This window comes from Paraburkholderia sp. NMBU_R16 (genome assembly GCF_013282575.1).
Lineage (GTDB): Bacteria > Pseudomonadota > Gammaproteobacteria > Burkholderiales > Burkholderiaceae > Trinickia.
The window spans coordinates 1-693 of record NZ_JAAAYE010000247.1 but is presented as its reverse complement, the minus strand read 5'-3'; the positions used below and the strand labels follow the sequence as shown (position 1 = coordinate 693).

Annotated in this window: 1 pseudogene; it reads right to left on the bottom strand. The window is 55.8% G+C overall.

The annotated features are described in order from the left end of the window. Positions 1 to 391: 391 nt before the first annotated feature. Positions 392 to 693: pseudogene (locus GWC77_RS28105) on the bottom strand (ATP-binding protein); the annotation flags it as partial.

The following is a 693-nucleotide window of genomic DNA, read 5'->3' as shown; positions in this document are numbered from 1 at the left end:
CGACTCAACATGGGTATCCGCAGAACGTGCACCTATGATTGCCCGCAGGCTTGAAAAACTGGGCATGGCGTGTTCGCTTTCTTGATCCACCCGCCATCGTTCGATTGCACTTAAACGGTTCCCTTAGAGCAACGAGCAGGTCGATATTTCTCGGTTCGTAGACAAATCGTATGATCGAAAAACGCTTCCAACGCTAAACACTGTAGCCGGTCAGCATCAGTGCATTGTTTAAAATTCGGGAAAAAGAATTACAAGAAGCTACACATTGCGCGCGGCGTTGTGCTTGCGGGGCATGCATGGGCTTCCAGCAGGACGGACCGCGATTCTATTACTCCCGTCTTTCGTTTGCCTATCCGTGCACCAACGCCAAGCAGTCCTAACAATAACCGGATCAACCTCGTCCCGCCTCCCTTATCGCGACAAAACCGTGCGGGTTGAGCTTGCTGGTGATGTGGCGCAAGGTGGCGGTCTTGCCCACGCCAGGCTCGCCGGTGAGCAAACCGACGCCGGGGCTATCGAGCAGCCACTGGAAGCGATCACGCAGATGGGTAATGGCGCCGTCGTCCCACAGCTCGATCGAGTCCTTGTCCAGTGGCGCACAGCGCAGGCCGAAGTGCTGACGGTACATGGTTACACCCCGGTATGCGGATAGTGCTGTTGATGGGCAAGCTCGATCAGGTTCGGGCCGGTAGT